We start from the raw sequence: 19,170 nt of genomic DNA, 5'->3' as shown, positions 1-19,170 counted from the left end.
GATATTTAATGGTAAATTACTTTTTACTCAAGAATTCATCTACAAAATCAGGAGCCATAACAGACTCAACAAATGTGTAAGCACCTGTCTTTGGAGATCTAACCATTTTAATTGCTTTAGTCAACTTCTTAGAAGATGTTCTTAAAGTAGCTACGGTTTTCTTTGCCATGACTTAATTATTTAATTTCTTTATGAATTGTTACTTTTTTCATGATAGGGTTGAATTTTTTAATTTCCAATCTATCAGGTGTGTTTTTCTTGTTCTTAGTCGTGATATATCTTGAAGTACCTGGTAAACCAGATGCTTTATGTTCAGTACACTCTAAGATTACTTGGATTCTATTACCTTTCTTTGCCATCGTTTTCCTTGTTTTTTATGGTCGAATTACTTTACTAATCCTTTTACTCTTGCTTCTTTCAAAACAGCAGTAATACCTTTCTTATTAATTGTTTTTAATGCAGTGGTAGACAATTTTAATGTTACCCATCTGTCTTCTTCAGCAATGTAAAAACGTTTTTTAATTAAGTTTACAGAAAACTTTCTTTTAGTTTTATTCATCGCGTGAGAGACGTTGTTTCCAACCATCGCTCTCTTTCCGGTAATTTCACAAACTCTTGACATTATATCTAATCTTTTATTTCAATATTCAAAATCAGGGTGCAAAGTAAAGAAAAAGAAATTTATTAAACAAAATGTTTTGACTATTTTTTTAATATTTCGTTATAAACCAACTCTAAAGCCCTGCTAATGGTGCGTTCAATCACTTGCTCTCTAGGTTGGCCTAATTCATACTTTACAGCGTAGGTGCCTTTATTTGAAGCAATCCCTACATATACGGTGCCTATTTCTACTGCTGAATCTCCCTTAGAAGGACCTGCATTTCCAGTAGTAGCTACGGCAATATCCGCATCGAATTTTTGACGAGCTTGTTGTGCCATTTCACATGCTACTTGCGCACTAACTACACTATAGGTCTCTATCGTCTCTTTTTTAACGCCCAATACGTCTATTTTTGATTGGGTTGCATAAGTTACCATTCCTCCTTTGAAGTAAGCAGAGGCCCCTTCTTTTGCACTAAACAACACGGCCAAACGCCCTCCTGTACAACTCTCCGCACAAGCAATGGTCAACCCTTCTGCTTTTAATTTTTCAATAACTACATCGGATCGACTCAAATCGTCATAGGCACGAATATGGTCTTTTACCTTTTGTGGAATAGCTTTAATACTAGCGGCTAAAGTAGTTTCTATCTGCAATTTATCTGTCCCAGTTGAAGACAAACGCAAACGCACTCTCCCTCTGCTGGGTAAATAAGCTAATTGTACATGATTGGGCAAAGCATCTTCCCATTCGGCTAAGTATTCTGCCAACAAACTTTCTCCAATCCCATACACTACAATCGTTTTATGCACGTTAAATCGCAAAGCAAATTGCTCTTTGAGAATAGGTGTTAGTTCTTTTTCTACAATACCGATCATTTCAAAAGGCACACCAGGTAGCGCTATAAAATAGGTTTGTTCTTTTTTCAGCAACATCCCCGGTGCAGTTCCCAATTCGTTAAACAACACCCTTGCCTTTGAAGGCACTAAGGCTTGCTTGCGATTTAGGTCAGAAATCGGGCGATTAAAATATCCCTCTATCAACTGTTTAACATGCGTAAAAACAGCTTGATTTTCTACTAAAACATCATCAAAAAAATCGCAAAAAACTTGCTTAGTCAAATCGTCTTTCGTTGGACCTAAACCACCTGTAATCACCACGACATCTACGCGATTCAATTGTCTGTTCATCGCTTCTTTAATCGCGATTTCCGAATCAGCAATCGACAGCATTTCTACGATTTCAAACCCCAATTTATCCAAATACTTCGCCAAGTAATTCGAATTGGTATCGACGATTTGCCCGATTAATATTTCATCGCCTATGGTTAGGATACTCGCTTTCATTCCACTACAATTTGATAGTCTTTCTTAATCTCTTTTACTGCTGATCGAATGTGTTTGCGCAATAGTTTATACACTTCTTTGATTTCTTTCGTTTTCCCTTTTTGTTCAATCCACCTTTGAATGCTATTGAATTCTTCAAACGCCTGATCCATACCCAACGTTTCCATCATAGGCTGTAAAATACTCACGTGCTTTTGAAGTTTTTCATAGTTTTTAGCATCAATGTGCTTTTTCATCTTTTCTAATCGCTTGGACATTTGCTCCACATAAAAAGCGAGTTCCTCTGCAACGAGTTCCTCTGCATTATTGTGTTTTTTGTATAGCGATCTCACATCATAAAAAAGGGCCATAACTATTTATTTTACGATTAAATCAAAAACTTTTTTATCTTCTAAAAAACCTTCTAGCAAATCTCCTGGATTTACTTTTCCTACACCTACTGGAGTACCTGTAAAAATTAAATCTCCCGTTTTTAATGTAAAGTACGTGGATATTTCTGCAATTAACGCATCAATATTCCAAATCATTTGAGCTGTAGTCGCTTCTTGCACTGTCTTTCCATTTTGTTGAAAAGAAAAGGCTAAATCACCCAGTGATTCAAAATCCGTTTTGGGCAAAAAATCTCCAACAAAAGCGGAGTTGTCAAAAGCCTTTGCTTTTTCCCAAGGCAGCCCTTTCTCTTTGAGTTTCGCTTGGAGGTCTCTCGCCGTAAAATCAATCCCTAACGACACCTGATCGTAGTATTTATGAGCAAATTTTGCATCAATATACTTACCTACTTTTGTAATTTTCACCACTACTTCAGCTTCGTAATGAATATCTTGAGAAAAATCTGGAATAACAAAGGGAAATTCCTTGCTTAACAATGCTGTATCGGGTTTAATAAACAATACCGGTTCATCTGGTCTTTCGTTGTTTAATTCTGCAATATGTTCAACGTAATTTCTTCCTACACAGATAATTTTCATCTTCCTTTTCTTTTATAGTTTATTGTTGAGTTTTCTCAATTTAATGGCAGTCAATACTTTTTTTGTATACAAAGGGAAATCCGCATTTTGAATCCATCCGTAATAACCAGGCTCATTTTCCAATACTTCTTCTACTAAAACGCCTTTGTGTTTTCCAAAGGTAAATACTTCTTGCCCTTCTTCGTTTAACGCAATAAAGCCAGCAAAGTCAACGCTCTTCTTTCTCGTTGTGAATTCGGACAACAAGCGCATATCATTTTCTAAATCGTCATAGCGATCCAATTGAGCTTTTAAAATTTCGTAGGTTGCGTGAGTATCTGCTGCTGCTGAGTGCGCATTTTCAAGACTTTCATTGCAATAGAACTTATAGGCAGCACTAAGTGTGCGTTCTTCTTTTTTGTGAAAAATAGTTTGAATATCCACCGTCACGCGATTCCCTAAATCAAAATCAACTCCAGCGCGCAATAGTTCTTCTGCTAACAAAGGAATATCAAATCGATCGGAATTAAATCCAGCTAGATCTGAATCTTTAATCATCTGATAAACCAAGGGTGCTAATTCTTTAAAAGTAGGTTCATTTACAACCTGTTCATCCGTAATTCCGTGGATTTTAGAAGAAGCTTCTGGAATTGGTCGCTCTGGATTAACCAGCCAGGTTTTACTTTCTTTATTTCCATTGGGAAAAACTTTCAAAATAGCAATTTCTACAATTCTATCCCTTGCAACATCCACTCCTGTTGTTTCTAAATCAAAAAAACAAATAGGTCTATGTAATTTCAACTCCATATTTCTTGGTTTATTTATCTACAAATATAACAAATGTAAAAGTTTAGCCAATACAAATCCTCGGGTTTAGTTTCAGTTTCCCTTCTTCCACAAAACCTAATTCCCACAAAAAGAGCATAAAACCACTCAAAAAAGCAAAAGCTGTCCTGAAACAGAACAGCTTTTACAACCTACTTTAAACCAACTTGAAACGTGCACTACTACTCAAAAGGAGATTTTTTCACCTCTGCTGGAATATCACTAGACAAACTTCCTAAAAACACAGTGATATCCTCTAGCTGTTCCTGACTTAATTTGATATTCGTCTGTAAACTAGCCATAATTCGAACGGCTTCTTTTAAATCTGTAACAGATCCATCGTGAAAATAAGGTCCTGTATGGGCGATATTTCTCAATCCAGGTACTTTAAAGAAATAATTTTCCGCTTCTTTTTTACTCAAATCAGCGAGTCCTTTATCGACTTTATCCGATTTTGTTTCTACCCAGTAATCACCATAAAGCCCAAACTTCTGGAACATTTGTCCTCCCAAGGCTACCCCACTATGGCAAGTGGTACAACCCACTGTCATAAACGCTTCTAATCCCCTTTGTTCTTGCTCTGTTAAGGCCTCTCGATCTCCTTCTAGATAAGCATCAAATCGACTGGCAGGCATCAATGTGCGTTCAAAAGCTCCAATGGCATTGGTAATATTTTTAAAGGTAATGGGTTGCTTATCGGTTTGATAAACGGACGCGAACATCGTTTGATATACATCCACTTTTCTCAATCGTTCTTCTAATTCCTTTTCATTTTTGATATTGTGTTCTACAGGATTTAAAATTGGTCCCCCTGCTTGCTCTTCAACATCTTTTGCACGACCATCCCAAAATTGCATGCTGTGTAGTGCGGCATGAAACACCGTTGGAGAGTTACGCCCACCCAATGAACCATCATCTCCTGGTGAAAAAGCGAGATTATCTACACCATAGGTATTCAAGTTATGACACGAATTACAGCTAATATTTCCTTCTTTAGACAAGCGTGTATCAAAATACAAATGCTTTCCTAGCGCTACTTTAGCTGAGTCTAATGCAGGTAGTTCAACCGAGGAAATAGGCTGAAAAAAGGTCTTCGCTTGCGTTAATAATTCTGCATTTCCTTTCTGAACAAATTCAAAGGCATTTGATTTATCCTTTTTACACCCAATAAACATTGAGAAAACAGCAAATAAAATAACTTTTTTAATCATAATTCACACTACTTTAATTTGTAGTATTAAATTACGCCTCATTTTTTTCATAAAGGATGACATATATCACTTCTATCTAAAAAGGAGTTTTTGCCAATTCAATACCTTTTTTATCCCAAACACCTTTACTTTCGAACAAAAAACAACACAAAAACTATTATTCTTTAAAAAATATTTTGTTTTATTGAATTATTACCCTATTTTAGTATTATTGAATTACACCAATAACGCTTATGAAAAAACTATTTCTTCTTACCGTACTCGCTTTAGCACCTCTTGTACAGAGCTGTCAGACGACTGAAACTATAGTTTCTTCTCCTTATACTTTAGATAAAAACAAAACAAAAGTATTCACTGCAAAAACGTTTATGTTTAAAAACTATTACTTTACTTATAAAGATGGTAAAGCAACTTTAGTTTATCAACAAGATACAAGGCTAAATGGCGCCCAAACCCCCATATTTTTGACGTTAGAAGAAGATCAAAATTCTAAACGCCACCAGTTGTTCGTAGATTCTTCTGGGCAAATTTCCGTACGCGTAATTAATAATGCGCAAGTAAAATTACGCCTAGACAAGGTAACCTATACCTTATACACAGAAAACTATTTGGATGAAGTACATCCTGATACAGAAAAAATCTTGGCTGATGTAGCCATTTGGCGTAAAGACAATTATTAGTATTTACTTTTTTTAAAGTCTTGAATACCATGAATCTTGAGTCTCGATTTTAGAAGATAAATCTTTTAATTTGAACATCGACCAATCACTCATCTTTCATCGTATTTATACAATTGTAAAAATTTCGCTGTCTTCTTTCTAACACGATTTTTATTTCTACTCTCTAAAATAAAAAAAGGCTCTTGAATAAACAAGAACCTTTTATTTGATACAATTAATTACTATTAATCCAAATATTCTTTTTGGTGATGATCTGCATAATTTACAACTTCATCATAATTGTCAGTTTCATAATTTTCTTCTCCTGAATCGAAAAGAACGACATTCAATCGTTTAAACAACAAACCTAACATTCGTTTTTGCCCTTCTGCATCAAGATCGAATTGCATTTTTACTAAATGATCTTTGAATGGAGTGCTTTTTTCTCTGTCCACACAAAGCATGGTCAATTCAAAATCTTGAATTCCTTGTAGAGAAACCCCTACAACTTTAAAACGCTCTTGATCTACACCGAAGTACTCCCCAATACTGCTGATGTAATTTCCTTTGTTAACTGCAATCATATCTGATATGTCTGCAGCTACAGTACCTTTGAAATCGTTATACTGTACTTTTGCTTTCATAAACAACAAATTTTAATTTTTTCCTATGTGAATTTAAGCATTATTACGTGATCTAAAAAATAGCTTCCTATTTTTACTAAACCCCTAAACTTCAATCGACATAATATAAGTTTAACCATTATTATTGCTAAAAAACAAAGAATTAAACCGATATAAATAAATTAATCAAATATAAAATCAAAACATTAACATCAAAAACAACAATAAAACAAACAAATAATCCTAAATTTTATGATTATCATGTACAAATGAAATTTTATGAACATATAGTGTTCATTTTTTCATGCTGTTTCATGAACGACAAAACCAAAAAAATACGCTCCTTCTCTTTATCTAACTGCGTTGATCGTTTCTTTTGTTATTCGCTGCATCTCCTTTCTGTGTCAAATTAGCCTCTTGAAACAAGAAAAAAAGGAAAGCAGTTGCTTTCCTTTTTTTTCTTTTCTTTTTCTATAGCAAATGAACAATAATCAATACTCTTTTTCATAGCTAATAAATGCGTATGAATTACTGTTCTATCCTTAAGACAAGAGAGAGAGACAAAAGTCACATAATTAAGTTTTAATTAACACATTGCTTCTCCTCGAACAAACAAATTCAATGTATCAGGAGATAAATAAGGAATATTTAACCCTAGTCCTCTAATGATAAATAACATTCCAATCATCACAATAACAACAGGATAATACTTCATTATACCACGTCTAAAGGCATCAGAGAATAGATTTTTAAAATAGATTACCAAACTCATCAAGGGAATTGTTCCTAGCCCAAACAAAGCCATATAGGCCATTCCCATCACTACATCTTGTGTGGCTAAAGCGCCAAATAAGGCCACATAAACCATCCCACAAGGCAAGAACCCATTAAAGAACCCAATGAGAAATAACGCTTTTGGTGATTTCTTTTTAAACTGTTTTCCCAACGAAGATTTGATCCAATTAACCAAGCGATAGAGCGGTTTCAATAGGTTAAAATTACCAATTCGATTGGAAGGTATGAGTGCCAACACAATCATGATAATTCCAACTACAATAGACAATTGCTGTTGAAACCCTGCTAAAAACAATCCTTTGCCAAACAACCCAAAAACAATCCCTAATAAAGAATAGGCAGATATCCTACCTAGATGATAGGTGAACATCTGCCTAATTTTTAAAACTTGATTGTGCTCGCTAATTGGCAACATCAAAGCAATAGGCCCACACATACCGATGCAATGCAGACTACTTACTAAGCCAAAAATTAGTGCCGAAATCAAAGTTTTTTACTTTATCGTTAGTTTTTTTACATTTCTATACGATACGTCATTATAGTTCCATTCAACCACAATATCCCAACGACCGTCTACCAGATTTGTGTTAGGTATGAGCAAATTGGAAGAAGACAATGATATGAGAGTATCAAAGTCTAATTGCTGGTTAGACGGTCTGTATAGGAATATTTTTCCATGTATTTTAGTATAGTCAAAACTTTCAGGAAACGTAATTTTAATTCCTTCTGAAGTGCTGTATATGGTAACTTGTTCCTTTAGTTTCAGTGCTTCCATTTCTCTCTCACGACGGGAATCCACTTCTACTTCTTGTTGATAGTAATTTTCTGTTACTAATTGATTGTCGTATTTCGCATCCATTTGCACGCGAATTACATATTGTAAGATAAAAATCATAAATAAGCCAATGGCAATTACGATTCCTGTTCCAAAATTAAATTTCATACCTAACTATTTTTTAATTTTTAATTCAGTAAGCGAGGGCCTAAGAAGTTGGTTTTCGTTGTTTGAATTAAACGATCTCCATCATATACTTCTATCGTTACTTTGGTACTATATCCATCGAGTTCTTTTTGTGGAATCTCAATAAACAACACGCCTTCGCTATAGTTTTCTTTTTTCACTTCGATGACGTCTTTACCAACCATTTGTACTTGTGCACCTTCCGGTTTTTTCACTTTAAACGTAAGGTTGTCGTAATCTTTCATCGTTTTATTCATAATCTTAAACGTGTACACGTTAGATATATTGGCTCCTTTGTGTTCAAACGTCTTTCCTGCTACACGCAATACTCTGGCCTCTACATCTGTTCTCAAGAATATAAGTCCAATTAATAGCACGACAAGAATGGACAATACTGCTGTATATCCTTTTTGACGAGGTGTAAATGTATAACGTTTGTTTTCGACTATTTCCGATTCTGAAGCATAACGAATTAATCCTTTAGGGAATCCTGCTTTTTCCATTACGAAATCACATTCGTCAATACAAGCGGTACAGTTTACACATTCTAGTTGCGTTCCATTTCGGATGTCAATTCCAGTCGGACATACATTTACACATTGTTTACAGTCAATACAGTCTCCAAAACCTTCTGCTTTTCTATCCGTCCCTTTTTTCAATTTAGCCCTTCCGTTTGTGCTCTCTCCTCTTACGTGGTCATATGCAACAATAATAGATTTATCATCGAGTAAAACTCCTTGTAGTCGTCCATAAGGACAAGCAATTACACATACTTGTTCTCTAAACCAAGTAAATACAAAATAGAACGCACAAGTAAAAATAATCAATCCGATAAAATTACCCATATGCGCGAACGGACCATCTTCTATCATCAACAACACAGCGTCACTTCCGATAATATAGGATAGGAAAACGTTGGCAATAATAAAAGAAATCACAAAAAAGATGAACCATTTCAATAGTCTCTTGCGTATTTTCTCCGCGTTCCAAGGTTGTTTGTCTAACCTCATTTGCGCTCCTCTATCGCCGTCAATCCAATATTCGATACGCCTGAAAACCATTTCCATAAAAATAGTTTGCGGACATATCCAACCGCAGAAAATACGACCAAAAGAAACCGTAAATAAGGTTACAAAAACAACACCGATAATCATTGAAATTACGACCAGATAAAAATCTTGTGGCCAAAAAGGGAAGCTAAAAATGTTGAATTTTCGATCAATTACATTAAATAGCAACAATTGATTTCCGTTTATTTTGATAAAGGGTGCAGCTATTAAAAAAGCAAGTAATAAATAGCTGACTATTTTTCGTTTGTTGTAAAATGGGCCAGACGGCTTCTTCGGATAAATCCACGCCCTTTTACCATCTTTGTCAATGGTACTTATCGAGTCTCTAAAACTCTCATTATTTCCATTTTCCATAGCCTTTGTGTGTTTTTTATAAAAAGGAGCTGAGCATGTACATTACTCACTCAACTCCTTTTTTTATGTTTATTAGTTTTTTTTGTTTTGTCTAGAGGTTACTCTTGACTTGTTTCTGCTGTATCAGCAGTTGCAGCTTCATCAGTTGTTTCAGTTGCTTCCACTTTTACTTCAGCAGCACCTTCTCCATCTAATTCAGCTTTAGACCAAATGATATCTCCTTCTGCTTCTTTCGGGCTTGCAGGCGTTGTACCATTTAAAGAAATTACATAAGACGTTACTTTCTCAATTTCAGATGGTTTTAGTGTTTTTTTCCAATCCACCATTCCTTTTCCTGGTCTTCCTCCTTCAGAAATTGTGTGGAAAACATTTTTCACTCCACCGCCTAAAATCCAATGATCATCCGTTAAGTTTGGTCCGATTCCTCCACCACCATCTGCTTGGTGACAAGCTACACAGTTCATTTCGAAAATCTTTTTACCTGCCGCTAACGAAGCTTCATCTGTTAAGTATTGTGCATCTTCTGCTGAGATTAAGTCAGCAGCAGTCTTTTTATACTCTTCGATTTGTTCTTTTGCAATGGCCATGGCTTTCTCGTATTCTACTATTTGGTTGTCGCCTCCAAATACGTGGAATCTCAATAAGTAAACCACCGAGAATATAACAGTTACGTAAAACAATCCTACCCACCACGGTGGTAATTCGTTATCTAACTCTTTAATTCCGTCGTAATCGTGATCCATCAACAACTCTTTTTCATCACTCATTGCAGTGGTGCGAGTCATTTTTTGCATCATTTTTTTCACCCAAGGACGATCTGCAAATGAAAGGTTATCTGACGCTTCTTTCGCTGCAATTTCTTCTGGTGACATCAATCGATTCAGTACTTTATTGGTTGCTGAAGCAACTATTTCTACAGCTATTAAAGCGAATAAAAACAATCCCAACAAAATAAGCACTGCAGGATGATCTACAAAAGCAGGTCTTTGTGCCGTTCCGCCTGCCACCCATTCTACTAATACATAAAATAGTACAAATAGTAATGGAACTCTTACATATACTGGAAAATACTTTTTCATAATTTTTCTGAATTAGGATCAACATTGTGCTTTTCATCATCTAGAAACGGCATATTGCTCAATTCCTCAATCGTCTCTTTTTTATAGGTAAACACCCATACAAATAAGCCTACAAAAAAGGTAAAGAAAATCAATAGGGAAATAATCGGATAGATTTCAATCCCTCCTATGGTTTCCATGGTATGTTTTATAAATTTCAACATAATGCTCCTTTTTTATTATTCCTCTACTCTATTTTTGATGTCTGTACCTAAACGTTGTAAGTAAGCAATCATCGCTACAATCTCACGTTCGCTCATCGGAACGAACTCCTGTCCATTTTCTTTAGCTGCTTTTTCACTTGCTAAATATGATTCTGTATAATCAGGATCTGTTTGTAAATTCAACGCTATTTGCTCTCCTTGCTCTTTGATTGATTGTCTTGCATTTGCAATATCCTCATCTGTATAAGGCACTCCTAACGTTCTCATTACATTCATTTTCTTCTCGATATGAGAGAAATCCGCTTGTTTATTATCGAACAACCATTTATATCCTGGCATAATTGACCCTGGAGATGTTGACTGTGGATTATACATATGGTTGAAATGCCAGTTATCGGAATATTTCTGTCCCAATCGCATTAAATCTGGTCCAGTACGTTTAGAACCCCATAAGAACGGGTGATCATACACATACTCTCCTGATTTTGAATACTCTCCGTAACGCTCAACTTCAGAACGGAATGGACGAATCATTTGCGAGTGACATCCCACACAACCTTCACGGATATACAAATCTCTACCTTCTAATTCCAACGGAGTATACGGTTTTACACTTGTAATCGTTGGAATATTAGATTTTACGAAAATGGTTGGTACAATTTGCACAATACCTCCAATTAAAATCGCAACAGTTGTTAAGATTGTAAATTGAATAGGTCTTCTTTCTAACCAAGTATGCCAAGCTTCACCTTTTAAACGAGAAGCAGAAATTCTCTTTAATTCTGGTGCTTCTGCTAATTCGTCTTCTACTGGTTTACCTGCTCTCACTGTTTTGTATACTAAGTAGATTAACACGAATAATCCGATTAAGTAGAACGAACCTCCAATTGCACGCATCACATACATTGGCATAATAGCCGTTACTGTTTCAAGGAAGTTACCGTATTTTAATGTTCCTGATGGATCGAAATCTTTCCACATTAAGTGTTGAGAGAATCCAGCTACATATAAAGGAATTGTATAAAGAATAATACCTAATGTTCCAATCCAGAAGTGGAAATTCGCTAAGGTTTTAGAATACAATTCTGTCTTTGTCATTCTAGGGATTAACCAATAGATCATACCGAAAGTCATGAAACCGTTCCATGCTAAAGCTCCCACGTGTACGTGTGCTACGATCCAATCCGTATAGTGCGCAATTGCGTTTACGTTTTTCAACGATAACATTGGGCCTTCGAATGTTGCCATCCCGTATCCTGTAATACCTACTACGAAGAATTTTAATACAGGATCAACGCGAACTTTATCCCAAACACCGCGTAGTGTTAGCAACCCGTTAATCATACCTCCCCAAGATGGTGCAATCAACATTACAGAGAATACTACTCCTAAGTTTTGTGCCCATTCTGGTAGAGCTGAGTATAATAAGTGGTGAGGTCCAGCCCAGATATACAAGAAAATTAAAGACCAGAAGTGGATAATAGATAGACGGTAGGAATACACCGGTCTATTTGCCGCTTTTGGTAAGAAGTAATACATCAATCCTAAGAATGGCGTAGTCAAGAAGAAGGCAACGGCATTGTGTCCGTACCACCACTGCACGAGTGCGTCTTGAACCCCAGCATAAACAGAATATGATTTTAATCCGTGTACTGGCAACTCTAATGAGTTAAAAATGTGTAATACAGCTACCGTTACAAAAGTGGCTAGATAGAACCAAATCGCCACATAAATATGACGTTCTCTACGATTGATGATCGTCATAATCATGTTGATTCCAAAGGTTACCCAAATCACTGCAATCGCAATATCAATAGGCCACTCTAACTCCGCATATTCTTTTGAAGTTGTAAACCCTAAAGGCAAGGTAATTGCTGCTGCAGCAATAATGGCCTGCCACCCAAAAAAGTGAATGTTACTCAAAACATCACTGTACATTCTTGACTTACATAAACGCTGTAAAGAATAGTAAACCCCTGCAAAGATTGCGTTTCCAACGAAAGCAAAAATAACTGCATTCGTATGTAGCGGACGTAGTCTTCCATAACTTAACCAAGGAATTCCATCCGTCAAGTTAGGAAATATAAACATCACCGCTAATAGTAATCCTACAAGCATACCAATAGCCCCGAAAAAAATCGAAGCGTAAAGGAATTTCTTTACAATTTTGTTGTCATAATAAAATTGTTGCACTTCCATAGTTGTTTATATTTGATTTTCTTTTTGATTATTTTTTTTGTCTTTCTCACCTTCCTTGGGTTGCGTTTTTTTCAGTTCATCATCAAACAACATGCGTACAGAAGGCGTATAAGCGTCGTCAAACTGACCACTTTTCACCGATCGAATGAAAATGTAGAGAAAGATCCCTGCCACAAAAACACTGATGCTAATTAAGAAATATATAACACTCATACCTTATAATTATTAAAACAAAGTTAACAATATATTTTACCTAAAACTATGATAAATATCACCAAAAACCTAATAATTAGTTTTTTTATTTTATTCTTTTTCCATAATAATTTGTCAATATAGTAACGAAGCTAATGATTGTAAACGTGCTAATTGGCATCAATATCGCGGCTAATAATGGCGACATCATATTCAGAATAGAAACCGTAATACCAATAACATTATACGTCAACGCAAGCACATAACTGATCTTGATAACTTTAACAGATTGTTTAGAGAATTGCAAATACCCTAAAAGCTGATCAAAGACGCTAGCATCAAGAATAGCATCACTCGCTGGGGTAAACACATTCACGTTTTCTGAAACTGATACCCCAACATTACTCTGCGCCAAAGCTCCTGCATCATTTAGTCCATCTCCTATCATCATAACATTGCCTCCTTTTTCTTGTAATGCTCTGACATACTCCAATTTTTCCTCTGGCTTCTGATTAAAAGCTAAAGCAGTATCTTTTGGCAATATGGATTGTAAATAGGCTTTTTCCCCTTCATTATCTCCGGAAAGAATACTCAACTGATAGTGGTGTTTACTCAATTTATGAAACAGTTCTTCTAAACCTGGTCGATAGTGATTTTCAAAAGTAAATTTCCCCCAATACTGTCCCTCAATGGCTACGTGAACAGCTGTTTCATTCAAACGCTCTTCTACAGCAGCTCCCACTAGGCTTGCAGAACCAATTTTATATTCTTTTTCATTGATTTTTCCCACAATTCCCTTTCCAGCAATTTCTTCAAACTCCGTTGGTTTACTCACCACTTTCGCTTGTAAGAACGCATAGAGTTTTCGGCTTAAAGGGTGATTGGATGCGCGAACCATATTTTTAACATCCGCTTGCTGTGCTTTGTCCAATTCTTTTCCTTCGTATTGAATTGTCGATTGTGCATTCGTTGTAATGGTTCCCGTTTTATCAAAAACTAGCGTATCTACTTTCGCCATTTGTTCTACAACAGTCACATTCTTCAAAAAGAATTTTTTGCGGCCTAAGATTCGGATTGCATTTCCCAAAGTAAAAGGAGCAGTTAAGGCTAAAGCACAAGGACAAGCGACAATCAAAATAGCTGTCACCACATTGAATGCGCTATTTAAATCTACAAAGGCCCATCCCAAGAAAGCTAAGATCGAAATAGTCAATAAAGCAGGGGTAAAATAATGACTCACCGTATCCGTAATAGTCTTGTATTTTAAGTCTACGCGTTTTTGAAATACTTCATTGCTCCACAATTGAGTTAAATAACTTTGAGATACTTTATTAATAGCCTCTACTTCTACTGCCTCTCCCATTTGTTTTCCGCCAGCAAATAATTTATCTCCAGATTTTTTCTCCACAGGAATAGCCTCTCCTGTTACAAAACTGTAATCAATAAAGGCGCGTTCTGACAATAGGATGGCATCCACAGGCAGTAATTCTTGATTGCGAATTAACAAGCGATCTCCAGGTTCTACATCATACACTTGGATAGGTTCTTCTGCTCCTTCTTTCGTCAACTTCGTAATAGCAATGGGGAAATACGATTTATAATCGCGTTCAAAAGACAAGAAATTATAGGTGCGCTGTTGAAATAATTTCCCTAATAACATAAAGAAAACCAGCATTGTCATACTGTCAAAAAATCCAGGACCAAGGTCAAAGACAATATCCACAGTACTGCGAATAAACATTACAATAATCCCCAATGACATTGGAATATCAATTGTATAATTTTTTGTCTTTATACCTGTCCACGCTGCTTTGTGGTAAGGAGATGCAGAATAAAAGAAAACAGGTAAAGACAAAAATAGGATCAGCCAACGGAAGAAATTCTTGTACTGTTCCATCCAAACATCATCTATATTGAAATACTCAGGAAAAGACAGCATCATTACATTTCCGTAACAGAAAAACGCTACTCCTATTTTATAAATCAAACTGCGATCAATGCTATTGGGCTTTTCCTCGTAATTTTTTAAACTGATATAAGGTTCATATCCAATACGACAGAGCAAGAGTACAATTTCTTTTAAATCAATTTCAGCCGTATTAAAGGTAATTGTTGCTTTCTTTTCAGGAAAGTTAACCAATACGCGATAGACTCCAGCATTGAGTTTATGTAGATTTTCCAAAATCCAGATACAAGAACTACAGTGAATATGGGGAATATACAAAGAGACAATCGCCGTTGTACCTTCGTTAAATTCCAATAACTTCTCTACAATATCCGGATTACCGAGAAAATCGTATTTACCGTTTATCTCTTCAGGTGTAGCACCAGGTGTTGCTTCTAAATCGTAATAGCAGGTTAAATCGTTTTCATTAAAAATTTCGTAGACGGTTTTACAACCGTTACAACAAAACATTTTCTCATCGTAATCTATACGATTAAAGGCAGTAACACTGTTACCACAATGAAAACACGCTTTTTTATCCATAAAATTTGCTCATTTACCTTGTACAAAGGTCTTAGTTAATTCTCCTAAAAATTATGACATTTATCAGTAAATAGCACTATCTTTGCAAAGGTATTTTTACCAACTGCATAAAATAGTTTAGTATAGGTATGGGAAGATGTGAGCAATGTATGATTAGAGAATTTAGTTCTCTAAAGGCTTTAACTAGAGAGGAGTTACTAGCCATTTCAGAAACAAAAACCCACTTTATCCTTAAAAAAGGAGAGAACCTATTTTCCGAAGGGGAAAGTTTAAATGGGGTTTATTGTATCAAAGAGGGATTCTGTAAATTAACAAAGTTAAATTCAAACGGAAAAGACTCTATTGTCAAATTAGCAAAAAGAGGAGATTTGCTTGGGCAACGTTCGATTATCAACGAAGAAACTTCCAATCTTTCCGCTACTGCCTTAGAAGATATGCAAGTGTGTTTTATTCCCAAAAAAGAAATGTTAGATTACTTTACGGATAACAACAAATTTTCTTTGTTGATTACTCGTGATATTTGCACGCACTTAAAAGATGCCGATCAAGATTTAGCAAATCAAACACACAAAACAGTAAAAGAACGCTTGGCGATTATGCTATTAAAGCTAGAAGACTTAGGTGGTTCTTGTTCAGAAACGCAAGCATTAAACATCAAATTATCTCGCGAAGACTTAGCGAATATGGTGGGAACAGCAACGGAAAGTTGTATTCGCTTGTTATCTGAAATGAAAAAAGAGGGCATTATTCAACTCCAAGGAAAAGACATCATTCTTTTGAATAAGAGAGAACTACGTGCATTGGCTGAATAAATGCGAACTATTATTTTAATTTTATTAAATTCAGTTATATTTTTATGCAAATGATGCAAAATAACTTATTTTCGCATTATGAAGCAAACATCAATAGATACGTTAAAACAACTGATTAGTTCACCAGCAAAGACCTTTGCTATCATTCCTCATCGCAATCCCGATGGAGATGCCATTGGTTCTTGTTTAGGATTATATCACGTATTAAAACAGTTGGGACACAAAGTAGAAATTATCTCTCCCAATGAGTACCCTAACTTTTTAGCTTGGATGCCTGGAACAGCGAACATCAAAATCTACGATTTTAATAAGTCTGCTGGTCAACATATTCTAAAAAATAGCGATTGTATTTTTACGCTAGATTTCAATATTCTATCGCGCACAGGAGATGAAATGGGGGCTTTTTTAGCAAGTCTACCCAATGATTACGTCATGATTGACCATCACCAAATGCCTGGAGACTACGCTAAACTCACCTTTTCTGACACTTCTTTTGGTTCTACTTGTGAATTACTGTATTCTCTTTTAGAACAAATGGAATTAACGGATTTAGTAAACCAAGAAGCTGCAACTTGTATTTATACGGGAATTGTCACCGATTCAGGTTCATTTAGATTTCCTAAAACAACAGCAAAAACGCACCAAGTAGTCGCGGCTTTAATTGACAAAGGAATAGACAACCCCCAAATTCACCACGCTCTTTTTGACAATAGTTCCTTCAACCGTTTACAATTAATGGGAAGAGCCTTGCAAAATCTACATTTGATTCCCAATACTCAAGCGTCTTATCTCTATTTGAGTGATGAAGATCTACACGAATTTTCACACCAAAAAGGAGACACGGAAGGTTTAGTTAATTATGGTCTTTCCATTAGTGGAATTGATTTAACAGCCTTCTTCATTGAAAGAAAAGAAGAGGGAATTATCAAAATTTCGTTCCGTTCTTCTGGTCATTTGGATGTCAATTTGTTTGCTCGTACGTACTTTGAAGGTGGAGGACATATCAACGCTGCAGGGGGTAAATCAACACTTTCTTTAACAGAGACAATTCAACGTTATACCGACATTGTAAACAAACACAAACAAGATTTTTATGTTTAAATACAACCTTTGTTTTACACTTCTTGCTTGCGCATTTCTTTTGACTAGTTGTCAAGAGAAAGATGAAGCTCGAAAACCGATTTCTAATTCTCGTTCCGTGGAAACGAAACTTTCCATTGACCGCAACATTGAATTAAGAGAAAGCGAAGACGATATTTTCACCAAATACCGAACAAAAGATGCAGCCAACACTTATATTCACTCGAATACAGGTTTTTGGTTTACCTATTTAAAAAGAGAAGTGAAAGATTCTATTCATCCACAAAAAAGCGATATCGTTCAATATACGTATGAAATACGCCAAGTTAATGACAGTATTATCTATACGCAAAAAGAAATTGGTACGCTAACATACAAAGTAGATGAAGAGGATATTTTACCGGTTCTACGCCATAGCCTTAAAATTTTAAAACCGGCGGAAAGCATCAAGGTTTTAACCCCTTCTAGTCAAGCTTACAGCTATCTAGGAGATCAAAAAGCCATTGCAAAGAACCAACCTTTAATTTTCATTATTTCACTGGAATCAATCAAAAAATCTAATTAATAAAAATGAAAAAAATGACGAGTCTAATTTTAAGTTTAGTCGCTTTAGTGTCGTCTTGTACTACGCAAAAATCAGATTTACCTGATGGTTTGTACGCAGACATTAAAACAAACAAAGGTCATATCATCGTTGAGTTAGCCTATCAAAAAGCGCCAGTAACGGTTGCTAACTTTGTGAGTTTAGCTGAAGGAAAAAACCCTTTTGTTGATGAACAATACAAAGGAAAACAGTATTACGATGGCATTAAATTTCACCGTGTGGAGAACGATTTCGTAATCCAGGGGGGAGATCCAACAGGAACAGGTGCGGGTGGACCTGGATATGTGTTTAAAGATGAGTTTTCTCCTGAATTAACACATGACAAACCAGGAACTTTATCCATGGCAAATAGTGGTCCATTCACCAATGGTAGTCAATTCTTTATTACACACAAACCAACGCAATTTTTAGACAATAGACACTCTGTTTTCGGTTATACCGTAAAGGGAATGGATGTAGTAAACAGCATCGTAAAAGATGACGTAATTGAGAGCGTAAAAATCATCCGTCAAGGAAAAGAAGCTAAAAAATTTGATGCCGTAAAAGTATTCAAAAACTACTTTGAAGAAGCAGCAAAAGAGAAAAAAGCAAAAGAAGATAAATTAGCCGGTGCACAAGAAAAATATGCCGCTCAATTTGCCGATTTAAAAAGCAAAGCAACCAAACTTGATTCTGGCTTATCGTATGTAATCATTGAGAAAGGTGCAGGTAAAAAACCTGTAATCAGTCAAGAAGTATTCGTTGATTATGCAGGATTCTTTGAGAATGGGCTTTTATTTGACTCAAGCATTGTTTCTTTATTAAATGAGTTTGATGCCTTTGATCAACGCAGAGCAGACATGAACGGATACGGTCCTATTCCATTTAAATTTGGAGCTAAAACAGGATTAATCCCAGGTTTTATTGAAGGTATTGAGCAAATGAGTTTTGGTGACACAGCGATTATTTTCATTCCGGCTCATATGGCATATGGAGAGCGTGGAGCTGGTCCTATTCCACCGAATACAGACTTAGTGTTTCAAATGAAATTATATGAAACTGCAGATAGAAAATAGTTATCGGTTATGGGTTATCAGTGTAACTCATAACTGATAACTCATAACTGATAACTAATTAGATAA

General features: G+C 35.7%; 22 protein-coding genes. 5 read left to right on the top strand and 17 right to left on the bottom strand.

Translation table 11 applies throughout. The annotated features are described in order from the left end of the window. Positions 1–16 precede the first annotated feature (16 nt). The 8 genes from HX004_RS11515 to HX004_RS11480 form a co-directional block, all read right to left on the bottom strand. On the bottom strand, positions 17–169 hold the full coding sequence (locus HX004_RS11515) for a DUF4295 domain-containing protein (RefSeq protein ID WP_002990306.1): 153 nt from the start codon (positions 167–169) through the stop codon (positions 17–19). 7 nt (positions 170–176) lie between these two features. Then, positions 177–359, bottom strand: a complete 183-nt coding sequence (rpmG, locus tag HX004_RS11510; protein ID WP_002990305.1) for a 50S ribosomal protein L33 — start codon at positions 357–359, stop codon at positions 177–179. Positions 360–385: 26 nt separating this feature from the next. Continuing rightward, positions 386–622 carry a 50S ribosomal protein L28 gene (gene rpmB / locus HX004_RS11505; RefSeq protein WP_002990304.1) on the bottom strand — a complete coding sequence of 79 codons (237 nt, stop codon included), beginning with the start codon at positions 620–622 and terminating at the stop codon, positions 386–388. An 80-nt stretch (positions 623–702) separates the two neighbouring features. Beyond that, positions 703–1,947 carry a CinA family nicotinamide mononucleotide deamidase-related protein gene (locus tag HX004_RS11500; protein ID WP_286442667.1) on the bottom strand — a complete coding sequence of 415 codons (1,245 nt, stop codon included), beginning with the start codon at positions 1,945–1,947 and terminating at the stop codon, positions 703–705. Then, positions 1,944–2,297, bottom strand: a complete 354-nt coding sequence (locus HX004_RS11495) for a hypothetical protein (RefSeq protein WP_286442665.1) — start codon at positions 2,295–2,297, stop codon at positions 1,944–1,946. Before HX004_RS11495 ends, HX004_RS11500 begins: the two co-directional genes overlap by 4 nt. A 6-nt stretch (positions 2,298–2,303) precedes the next feature. Then, entirely contained in the window at positions 2,304–2,915 is a 612-nt protein-coding gene (locus tag HX004_RS11490; RefSeq protein ID WP_286442663.1) for a fumarylacetoacetate hydrolase family protein, read from the bottom strand. Positions 2,916–2,927: 12 nt separating this feature from the next. Further along, the gene (locus HX004_RS11485) at positions 2,928–3,701 is read right to left on the bottom strand and encodes a 3'-5' exonuclease (protein WP_286442661.1); all 774 of its coding nucleotides are present in this window, start codon (positions 3,699–3,701) and stop codon (positions 2,928–2,930) included. Between the two features lie 200 nt (positions 3,702–3,901). Next, positions 3,902–4,894, bottom strand: a complete 993-nt coding sequence (locus HX004_RS11480; protein ID WP_502888482.1) for a cytochrome-c peroxidase — start codon at positions 4,892–4,894, stop codon at positions 3,902–3,904. A 269-nt stretch (positions 4,895–5,163) separates the two neighbouring features. Here HX004_RS11480 and HX004_RS11475 point away from each other — a divergent pair, with 269 nt between their 5' ends. Continuing rightward, positions 5,164–5,610, top strand: coding sequence for a hypothetical protein (locus HX004_RS11475; RefSeq protein ID WP_286442658.1), 447 nt, complete (start codon positions 5,164–5,166; stop codon positions 5,608–5,610). Positions 5,611–5,834: 224 nt separating this feature from the next. Here HX004_RS11475 and HX004_RS11470 read toward each other — a convergent pair whose 3' ends face one another. The 9 genes from HX004_RS11470 to HX004_RS11430 form a co-directional block, all read right to left on the bottom strand. Beyond that, positions 5,835–6,233, bottom strand: a complete 399-nt coding sequence (locus HX004_RS11470; RefSeq protein WP_286442655.1) for a hypothetical protein — start codon at positions 6,231–6,233, stop codon at positions 5,835–5,837. Positions 6,234–6,798: 565 nt separating this feature from the next. Further along, a complete protein-coding gene (locus HX004_RS11465) occupies positions 6,799–7,494 on the bottom strand; it encodes a sulfite exporter TauE/SafE family protein (protein ID WP_286442654.1) in 696 nt (231 codons plus the stop codon). Positions 7,495–7,500: 6 nt separating this feature from the next. After that, positions 7,501–7,950: a FixH family protein gene (locus HX004_RS11460; protein ID WP_286442652.1), complete on the bottom strand. Its 450-nt coding sequence runs from the start codon at positions 7,948–7,950 to the stop codon at positions 7,501–7,503. A gap of 20 nt (positions 7,951–7,970) precedes the next feature. Next, positions 7,971–9,392 carry a cytochrome c oxidase accessory protein CcoG gene (ccoG, locus tag HX004_RS11455; RefSeq protein ID WP_286442651.1) on the bottom strand — a complete coding sequence of 474 codons (1,422 nt, stop codon included), beginning with the start codon at positions 9,390–9,392 and terminating at the stop codon, positions 7,971–7,973. Between the two features lie 98 nt (positions 9,393–9,490). Further along, on the bottom strand, positions 9,491–10,471 hold the full coding sequence (locus HX004_RS11450) for a cbb3-type cytochrome c oxidase N-terminal domain-containing protein (protein WP_286442649.1): 981 nt from the start codon (positions 10,469–10,471) through the stop codon (positions 9,491–9,493). Beyond that, positions 10,468–10,674 (bottom strand): cbb3-type cytochrome oxidase subunit 3, encoded by a 207-nt coding sequence (locus HX004_RS11445; RefSeq protein ID WP_158961321.1) that lies wholly within the window; start codon positions 10,672–10,674, stop codon positions 10,468–10,470. Before HX004_RS11445 ends, HX004_RS11450 begins: the two co-directional genes overlap by 4 nt. 15 nt (positions 10,675–10,689) lie before the next feature. Beyond that, positions 10,690–12,873, bottom strand: coding sequence for a cytochrome-c oxidase, cbb3-type subunit I (gene ccoN, locus HX004_RS11440; RefSeq protein WP_286442646.1), 2,184 nt, complete (start codon positions 12,871–12,873; stop codon positions 10,690–10,692). 6 nt (positions 12,874–12,879) lie between these two features. Beyond that, on the bottom strand, positions 12,880–13,086 hold the full coding sequence (ccoS, locus tag HX004_RS11435) for a cbb3-type cytochrome oxidase assembly protein CcoS (RefSeq protein ID WP_286442644.1): 207 nt from the start codon (positions 13,084–13,086) through the stop codon (positions 12,880–12,882). A gap of 85 nt (positions 13,087–13,171) precedes the next feature. After that, the gene (locus HX004_RS11430; protein WP_286442642.1) at positions 13,172–15,553 is read right to left on the bottom strand and encodes a heavy metal translocating P-type ATPase; all 2,382 of its coding nucleotides are present in this window, start codon (positions 15,551–15,553) and stop codon (positions 13,172–13,174) included. 128 nt (positions 15,554–15,681) lie between these two features. On the opposite strand from HX004_RS11430, the gene HX004_RS11425 reads away from it, so the two are divergent. The 4 genes from HX004_RS11425 (at position 15,682) to HX004_RS11410 (ending at position 19,104) form a co-directional block, all read left to right on the top strand. After that, positions 15,682–16,365, top strand: coding sequence for a Crp/Fnr family transcriptional regulator (locus HX004_RS11425; protein WP_286442639.1), 684 nt, complete (start codon positions 15,682–15,684; stop codon positions 16,363–16,365). Between the two features lie 78 nt (positions 16,366–16,443). Then, a complete protein-coding gene (locus HX004_RS11420; RefSeq protein ID WP_286442638.1) occupies positions 16,444–17,466 on the top strand; it encodes a DHH family phosphoesterase in 1,023 nt (340 codons plus the stop codon). Then, complete coding sequence (gldI, locus tag HX004_RS11415; RefSeq protein WP_286442636.1) at positions 17,459–18,010, top strand: gliding motility-associated peptidyl-prolyl isomerase GldI; 552 nt, start codon at positions 17,459–17,461, stop codon at positions 18,008–18,010. The genes HX004_RS11420 and gldI overlap by 8 nt, the downstream gene beginning before the upstream one ends. 5 nt (positions 18,011–18,015) lie before the next feature. Then, positions 18,016–19,104, top strand: coding sequence for a peptidylprolyl isomerase (locus HX004_RS11410; RefSeq protein WP_286442635.1), 1,089 nt, complete (start codon positions 18,016–18,018; stop codon positions 19,102–19,104). Positions 19,105–19,170: the final 66 nt, after the last annotated feature.

Origin of the sequence: Myroides sp. 1354 (assembly GCF_030324495.1) — a bacterium.
Taxonomy (GTDB): Bacteria; Bacteroidota; Bacteroidia; order Flavobacteriales; family Flavobacteriaceae; genus Flavobacterium.
This window is presented reverse-complemented; position numbering and strand designations above follow the sequence as displayed.